This is a genomic window from Kitasatospora sp. NPDC007106, assembly GCF_040634455.1.
In the GTDB taxonomy this organism is placed as follows: domain Bacteria; phylum Actinomycetota; class Actinomycetes; order Streptomycetales; family Streptomycetaceae; genus Kitasatospora; species Kitasatospora arboriphila.
Map to the genome: position 1 here is coordinate 1 of NZ_JBEYFP010000253.1, position 7,955 is coordinate 7,955.

Genomic DNA, 7,955 nt, shown 5'->3' on the forward strand with positions numbered 1-7,955 from the left:
GCCGGGGGCCGGTGCGGGGGCGGGCCGGACGGGGGCGTCGGGGGCCGCGGCGGTGCCCCGCTGGGCGGGCGGATCGGCGCGCGTGGCGGTGTCCTGCCCGGGGCGGTGGTGGCCGTTGCCCGCCGGGTTGTTGGCTCGCTGCGCTCGGGTCATGGGGCGATTATGGGCGATTTGACCCGTAATCAGGTGTTTTGGCCGGTCGGCTCGGGCGTGCCGGAATTCGCCTGCGCGGGCCCGCGGCCGGCGCTACGGTGAAAGGTGACAACCGCAGACCGCTGAGACACCGCTCAGCTCCGCCCGCCGCTCCGGACCCCCGGGGTGCCCCCGGTCGGAGCCGATCGGGGCTGCCCGCACGCCCGCGTGCGGGCCGTTCGGCGTGCGCCCGTACCGGTCCGTGCGCGACTGCGGGCCGAAAAGTCGACAAGGAGACATCATGGCGATGGCAGTGCAGACCGGACGACGGGAAGGGGGCGGCGCGGCGGTCTACCTCGCGGTGGCCGCCGGCGCCTTCCGCCGCTACGCCACCTACCGCGCCGCGACCCTCGCCGGCACCGTCACCAACACCGTCTTCGGCTTCATCCTCGCCTACACCTTCCTCGCCCTGTGGCAGGCCCGCCCCGGCCTCGGCGGCTACGACACCGCCCAGGCCGTCACCTACATCTGGATCAGCCAGGCGCTGCTCGTCACCGTCGCCGTCTGGGGCGGCGGCTTCCAGGACGACGTCCAGGAACGCCTGCGGACCGGCGACATCGCCGTCGACCTGCACCGCCCGGTCGACTTCCAGGGCTGGTGGCTCGCCACCGACCTCGGCCGCGCCGCCTTCCACCTGCTCGCCCGCGGCACCCTGCCGACCCTCGCCGGCGCCCTCGCCTTCCACCTCCGGCTGCCCGCCTCGCCACTGGTGTGGGCGGTCTTCCTGGTCTCCGTCGCGCTCGCCGTCACCGTCAGCTTCGGCCTGCGCTTCCTGGTCGTGCTGACCGGCTTCTGGCTGCACGACTCCGACGGGGTGCGGGCCGTCGTGCTGGTCGTCGCGATGTTCCTCTCCGGCATGCTGCTGCCGATCGGGCTCTTTCCCGGCTGGCTCGGCAGCCTCGCCGCCGCCCTGCCCTGGGCCGCGGTGATCCAGACCCCGGTCGACATCCTCGTCCAGCACCGCACCGGCGCCGCCGCGGCCACCGGGATCGCCGGCCAACTCGCCTGGGCCGCCGCCCTCCTCGCCGCCGGACGGCTCACCCTCGCGCTCGCCGTGCGCAAGGTGGTGGTGCAGGGTGGCTGAGCTCCTCCTCGCCGAGCGCCCGGGCCGCGGGGCCGTCCGCGCCGGGTGGGCGCGCGCCTGCTGGGCCGTCCGCGCCTGGTGGCTGATGGCCGGCATGTGGACGCGGTCCTCGATGTCCTACCGGACCTCCTTCGTCCTCATGCTCCTCGCCAACCTCGCCACCACCTCCCTCGACTTCCTCGTCGTCGTCCTGATGTTCCGCCACACCCACACCCTCGGCGGCTGGACCCTGCCCGAACTCGGCTTCCTCTACGGCACCTCCGCCTTCGCCCTCGGCACCGCCAACCTCTTCGTCGGCTCCGTCGACGCGCTCGGCAACCGGATCCGCACCGGCACCCTCGACACCATGCTGGTCCGGCCCGCCCCGGCCCTCGCCCAGGTCTGCGCCGAACGCTTCTCGCTGCGCCGCCTCGGCCGGCCCCTCCAGGCCGCCGCCGTCCTCGGCTGGTCGCTCACCGCACTGCCCGTGCACTGGACGGCCGACCGGATCCTGCTCGTCCCGGTGCTGCTGCTCTGCGGCAGCGTCATCTTCGCGAGCATCTTCGTCGCCGGCGCCACCCTGCAGTTCTGGTGGGGCGACGCCGGCGAACTCCAGCACTCCCTCACCTACGGCGGCGCCACCCTGCTCCAGTACCCGCCGACCGTCTTCGCCAAGGAACTCGTCGCCGGCACCGTCTTCGGCGTCCCGCTGGCCTTCGTCAACTGGCTGCCCGCACTGCACGTCCTCGGCCGACCCGACCCGCTCGGCCTGCCCACCGCCTTCCAGTACGCCTCGCCCGTCGCGGCCGCCCTCTGCGTGCTCGCCGCGGCCCTCACCTGGCGGGCCGGACTGCGCGCCTACCAGGGCGCCGGCAGCTGAACCGGCCCCCCGAACCGCCCCCGAACCGACCCGGCAGCCGGACCGGCCCCGCCGGGCCCACCACCACGCCGAGCAGAAGCCGAGCAGAAGCCGAGCAGAAGGAGACACCCCATGGCCCTCATCGAACTCGACGACGTCCGCCGCAGCTTCACCGTCCGCACCCGCGCCGGCCGCTTCCGCCGCGCCCGGCGCGAGGTGCACGCCGTCGACGGCCTCAGCTTCACCGTCGGCGCCGGCGAGTGCGTCGGCTACATCGGCCCCAACGGCGCCGGCAAGTCCACCACCGTCAAGATGCTCACCGGCATCCTCGTCCCCAGCTCCGGCCGGCTCCGCGTCGCCGGCGTCGACCCCGCCCGCGACCGCACCGCCCTCGCCCGCCGGATCGGCGTCGTCTTCGGCCAGCGCACCACCCTCTGGTGGGACCTCCCACTGCGCGACTCCTACGAACTCGCACGCCGCATCCACCGCATCCCCGACGCCCGCTACCGCGCCAACCTCGACCGCTGCGTCGACCTGCTCGACCTCGGCGCCCTCCTCGACACCCCCGTCCGGCAGCTCTCGCTCGGCCAGCGGATGCGCGGCGACCTCGCCGCCGCCCTGCTCCACGACCCCGAGGTGCTCTACCTCGACGAGCCGACCATCGGCCTCGACGTGGTCAGCAAGGCCAAGGTCCGGGCCTTCCTCAAGGAGGCCCACCGCAACCACGGCACCACCGTGCTGCTCACCACCCACGACCTCGTCGACATCGAGCAGCTCTGCGACCGGGTCATGGTGATCGACCACGGCCGGCTCGTCCACGACGGCGACCTCGACGGCCTGCACGCCGCCGGCGACAGCGAACGGACCCTGGTCGTCGACCTCGCCGAGGCGCGGCCGCCGATCCTGGTGCCCGGCGCCCGCACCGTCCGGGTCGACGGGCCCCGCCAGTGGCTGGCCTTCCCCGCCCGGGAGAGTGCCGCGCCGATCGTCGCCGCGGTCGCCGCCCGCTACCCGCTGGCCGACCTCTCCGTCCGCGAACCCGCCATCGAGGACGTCATCGCCCGGATGTACGCGGGCGCCGTCATCGGCTGAGCCGCCCGCCCACCGGCCCCGCCGTCCCGGTCGCGCCGCCCGGCCCGGCAACGCGATCAGGACGGCGGGCGCGGGGCAGACTGTCCAGGTGAGCGTCGAACAGAGAACCGGAACGGCCTCCCGACCTCCCACCGGGGTCAGCTTCACCGAGGCCGACGAGCGCAAGCGCCGCGGCGTACGGCGGATGAAGACCATCGCCACCGGCCTGCTGGCGTTCGCCACCGTCGTCTTCGCCCTCGCCACCTGGGCCTCCGCCGCCGGGGCCGGGGCCTGGGCGGGCTACGTCGCGGCCGCCGCCGAGGCGGGCATGGTCGGCGCGCTCGCCGACTGGTTCGCGGTGACCGCGCTGTTCCGCCGCCCGTTCGGCCTGCCGATCCCGCACACCGCGATCATCCCGACCAAGAAGGACGCCTTCGGCAAGTCCCTCGGCGACTTCGTCGGCGACAACTTCCTCTCCCCGCCGGTCGTCCGAGCCCGCCTGGAGGCCATCGGCATCTCCCGGCGGCTCGGCGAGTGGCTGGCCGCCCCCGGCAGCGCCGAACGCGTCACCCGGGAGGCCGCCGCCGCACTGCGCGGCGTCATCGCCGTGCTGCGCGACGAGGACGTGCAGGCGGTCGTCGCCGAGGCCGTCACCCGCAGGGCCGCCGCCACCCCGGTCGCCGAACCCGCCGGCCGGCTGCTCGGCAAGGTCGTCGCCGACGGCGGCCACCACGGCGTGGTCGACCTGGTCAGCGTCCGCGTCCACCACTGGCTCGCCGAGCACCACGAGGACATCGTCGAGAGGGTCACCCGCAAGACGCCCGGCTGGACGCCCAAGTTCATCGACCACCAGGTCGGCGAGCGCGTCTACAAGGAGCTGATGCGGTTCGTCACCGACATCCGCGACGACCCGCAGCACCCCGCCCGCGGCGCCATCGACAACTTCCTCGCCGACTTCGCCACCGAACTGCAGCACGACCCCGACACCATCGCCCGGGTCGAGCACGCCAAGGCCGACCTGCTGGAACGGCCCGAGGTGCAGGACCTCATCGCCTCCTCCTGGGCCGCCGTGCGCACCCTCGTCCTCGGTGCCGCGGAGGACGAGCAGAGCGAGCTGCGCCGCCGGCTGCGCGACGCGCTGCGCTCGCTCGGCCGCCGGCTCGCCACCGACCCGAAGCTGCAGGCCAAGGCCGACGGCTGGCTGCAGGACGCCGCCGAGTACGTCGTCGAGACCTACCGCGAGGAGATCACCGCGCTGATCTCCGACACCGTCGCCGGCTGGGACGCCGACGACGCCTCCCGCAAGATCGAGGCCAACGTCGGCCGCGACCTGCAGTTCATCCGGATCAACGGCACGGTCGTCGGTGCCGCCGCCGGGCTGGTGATCCACACCGTCGCGGTGGTCCTCGGCGGATAGCATGCAGAGTCAGTTGGACCTGCGAAGGAGCGTGTGTGGTGACCGAGGGCAGCAACCCGATCGAGGCGTTCATCGCCGGCATGCCGAAGGCCGAGCTCCACGTGCACCACGTCGGCTCCGCCTCCCCGCGCGTCGTCGCCGAGCTCGCCGCCCGCCACGAGGGCCGCACCAAGGTGCCCGCCGACCCGGCGGCGCTCGCCGAGTACTTCACCTTCACCGACTTCGCGCACTTCATCGAGGTGTACCTGAGCGTCGTCGACCTGATCCGCGACGCCGAGGACGTCCGCGCCCTCACCTACGGCGTCGCCGAGGACATGGCCCGCCAGCACATCCGCTACGCCGAGCTCACCATCACCCCGTACTCCTCGGTGAACCGCGGCATCCCCGACGTCGCCTTCATGGAGGCCATCGAGGACGCCCGCAAGGCCGCCGAGAAGGAGCTCGGCGTCGTGCTGCGCTGGTGCTTCGACATCCCCGGCGAGGCCGGCCTCGCCGCCGCCGAGGAGACCGCCCGGCTCGCCGTCGACCTCGCCCCCGAAGGCCTGGTCAGCTTCGGCCTCGGCGGCCCGGAGATCGGCGTGCCCCGCCCCCAGTTCAAGCCCTACTTCGACCGCGCCCGGGCGGCCGGCCTGCGCAGCGTCCCGCACGCCGGCGAGACCACCGGCCCGCAGACCGTCTGGGACGCCCTGCGCGACCTCGGCGCCGAGCGGATCGGCCACGGCACCCAGGCCGTCCAGGACCGGGCGCTGCTCGACCACCTCGGCGAGCACCGGATCGCGTTGGAGGTCTGCCCGACCTCCAACATCGCCACCCGCGCCGTCGAGCGGATCGAGGAGCACCCGATCAAGCAGATGGTCGACGCCGGACTGCTCGTCACCGTCAACAGCGACGACCCGCCGATGTTCGGCACCGACCTCAACACCGAGTACGCCGTCGCCGCCCGGCTGCTCGACCTCGACGAGGCCGGCGTCGCCGCGCTCGCCAAGAACGCCGTCGAGGCGTCCTTCCTCGACCAGGCAGGCAAGGCCCGGCTCGCCGCCGAGATCGACACCCACCTGGCCGCCTGGCAGCGCTGACCGGGACCCGCTACGCGTGGCACGACCCCGGTCCGGCGAGCCGCCGGACCGGGGTCCGGCATTCCGGGCGGGGGAGCACCGTTCCGGGCCGGGGGCCGCCGGCGGCGGGAACAGGACGCCCGGGCGGGGATGTTGTGCGTGTCCGGTGACAAGTGCGTACCGATGGCCGCCGAGGGTCCGCACCCCCTGACGGCCCGTCCGTGCGGGCCGCTATGTTACGGGTGGGGGTTGCTGCCGCCCGTCGGTGCGCACAACCGACCGGACGGTGACGGACCCTGATTACCGGGGGCGAGAGAGATGTGGTGGAACGGCGGGCCGCGGCGGGCCGGCCGGACACGGGGGAGGTTTCAACGATGGTGAACGCGGCGGACTCCGGCGGCGGCAGCGGCGGCGGCGGCACGTCCGGCATCTTCTACAACGTCGTCTCGACGGTGACGGCCGCTCAGACCGCGGCCATGGTGGCCCAGTCCCAGGCCCTCGCCGGCCAGGTCGGCGCCCAGGCCGTCAAGGTCGAGGTCGAGAACCTGCAGACCTTCAAGAACAGGGTCGACACGATCCTCAAGGACCTCGACGGCTCGCCCGCGAGCCACGGCGAGGTCTCCCAGCAGCAGCTGCAGTCCTGGCAGCTCGGCCAGAACTTCGGCCAGGCGGGCAGCCTGATGAGTGCCTACGCCACGGTGCACGCCAACCTGGAACAACTGTCGAAGACGCTCTCCCTGCAGATCGAGGCGATGAGCGCCAGCATCGACATGGCGGCCCGCGGCTACGCCAACGCCGACGAGGAACAGCGCCAGAAGTTCCAGACGATCCTCAACCAGGCGGACCAGCAGACCCAGGTCTCGTCGGCGGCCGGCTACCGGACCGCCGCGGGCGGCGGCACCCAGGCCCAGCCCGCCTCGTACCCGCAGCAGGCCGCCCAGCCGTCCACCGGCACCCAGCAGGGTTCGTACTGATGTCCGCTCCGGAAGCGGAGAGGGGGAGTGAGGCATGACCGAGAAGCGATTCGTCAGGATCCACCGCGACGGCGACGACTTCGGCGGCTCCAGCCACGAGCAGTTGGTGGCCATGGTCGAGAGCGCCGACCCGGTGGCCGTCATGCAGGTCGGCCAGCGGCTGCTGCTGGCCGCCCAGAAGATGGACGAGATCAGCAACGAGCTGCACGCCCACATGAGCGGCCTCGAGTGGGAGGGCCAGGCGGCCGACAGCTTCAAGACCTGGGGCGGCAACGTCTCCAAGTCCACCATGCAGCTCGCCGACTACTCGCGGAACGCCGGCACCTACATCGCGACCGCCGGCGAGACGCTCGGCGAGGTCAAGCGGAGCATGCCGGACGTGCCGACCTCCGACATGGAGACCGTCCGCCGGTACGAGGCGCAGCCGAACACCGCGGTCAGCGTCGGCGGCTTCATCGCCGGCGGCATGGCGATGCCCGGCATCGGCAACGTGGTCGGCGGCTGGGCGGCCGGCAAGGTCGCCGACATGGTCGACCCGAACTGGGTCACCCAGGAGGAGGCGCAGGCCGCGCAGAAGCGCGTCGACCAGGCGCACCAGGACGCGATCCAGCAGATGGCCAAGCTGGGGCAGTCCTACGACCAGTCGGTCACCCGGCTGAACTCCGCGCAGCCGCCGGAGTTCCCGGCGGTGCCGGGTGCCCAGCATCTCGACGACGGCCAGAACGTGACCGTCGGCGGAGGCACCGGCGGCGGCGGAGGCACCGGCGGCTCGGGCCGACCGGCGCAGATGCCGACGTGGACGCCGCCGTCCGGCCACCAGTCGGTGCCCACGACGCCGCCGGCCCACCAGGTGCCGACCGGGCCCGGCCAGGTGCACACCATGCCGTACCCGTACACCGGCCAGATGCCGAGCACCGGCATCGACCACGCACCGACGATGCCGACCTCGCCGACCCTGCCGGGCGGTAACCAGCCCGGCGGCGGCAGCCTGCCCGGGGGCGGGAACCTCGGCGGCGGCGGACTGCCCGGCGGCGGTCTGCCCGGTGGCCTCGGAGGCGGTGGCCTTGGTGGCGGCGGTCTGGGCGGCGGCCGCGGTGGTGCCGGTGGCGGCGGTCTGCCCGGCGGTCGCGGCGGCGGTGGCAGCACCGTCGGCGCGGGTCGTGCGGGCGGTACGGCCGGAGCGGGCGGCACCGGAGCCGGGGCCCGGCCCGGTGGCGGCGCGGCCGGCAGCACCCCGGGGACGGGGCCGGCGGGGCCCCCCCGCTCGCCAGACTCCCACACAGAAAAACACAAACCACAACACAAATGTGGTTTTAGATGTTGT

Annotated in this window: 7 protein-coding genes; all 7 read left to right on the forward strand. The window is 73.7% G+C overall.

What is annotated here, in order from left to right; all coding sequences use genetic code 11:
• The first annotated feature begins 433 nt into the window (after positions 1 to 433).
• Complete coding sequence (locus ABZ641_RS19790; protein ID WP_359983425.1) at positions 434 to 1,276, forward strand: ABC-2 family transporter protein; 843 nt, start codon at positions 434 to 436, stop codon at positions 1,274 to 1,276.
• On the forward strand, positions 1,269 to 2,135 hold the full coding sequence (locus ABZ641_RS19795) for an ABC transporter permease (RefSeq protein ID WP_344626787.1): 867 nt from the start codon (positions 1,269 to 1,271) through the stop codon (positions 2,133 to 2,135). The genes ABZ641_RS19790 and ABZ641_RS19795 overlap by 8 nt, the downstream gene beginning before the upstream one ends.
• Positions 2,136 to 2,246: 111 nt before the next feature.
• Complete coding sequence (locus ABZ641_RS19800; RefSeq protein ID WP_344626786.1) at positions 2,247 to 3,206, forward strand: ATP-binding cassette domain-containing protein; 960 nt, start codon at positions 2,247 to 2,249, stop codon at positions 3,204 to 3,206.
• Between the two features lie 88 nt (positions 3,207 to 3,294).
• On the forward strand, positions 3,295 to 4,602 hold the full coding sequence (locus ABZ641_RS19805; RefSeq protein ID WP_359983427.1) for a DUF445 domain-containing protein: 1,308 nt from the start codon (positions 3,295 to 3,297) through the stop codon (positions 4,600 to 4,602).
• A 38-nt stretch (positions 4,603 to 4,640) separates the two neighbouring features.
• Entirely contained in the window at positions 4,641 to 5,678 is a 1,038-nt protein-coding gene (locus ABZ641_RS19810) for an adenosine deaminase (RefSeq protein ID WP_344626784.1), read from the forward strand.
• Between the two features lie 353 nt (positions 5,679 to 6,031).
• Positions 6,032 to 6,631, forward strand: a complete 600-nt coding sequence (locus ABZ641_RS19815; RefSeq protein WP_359983430.1) for a hypothetical protein — start codon at positions 6,032 to 6,034, stop codon at positions 6,629 to 6,631.
• A gap of 34 nt (positions 6,632 to 6,665) precedes the next feature.
• Positions 6,666 to 7,955: hypothetical protein (locus ABZ641_RS19820; RefSeq protein WP_359983433.1), on the forward strand; the 1,290-nt coding region annotated here is incomplete at its 3' end.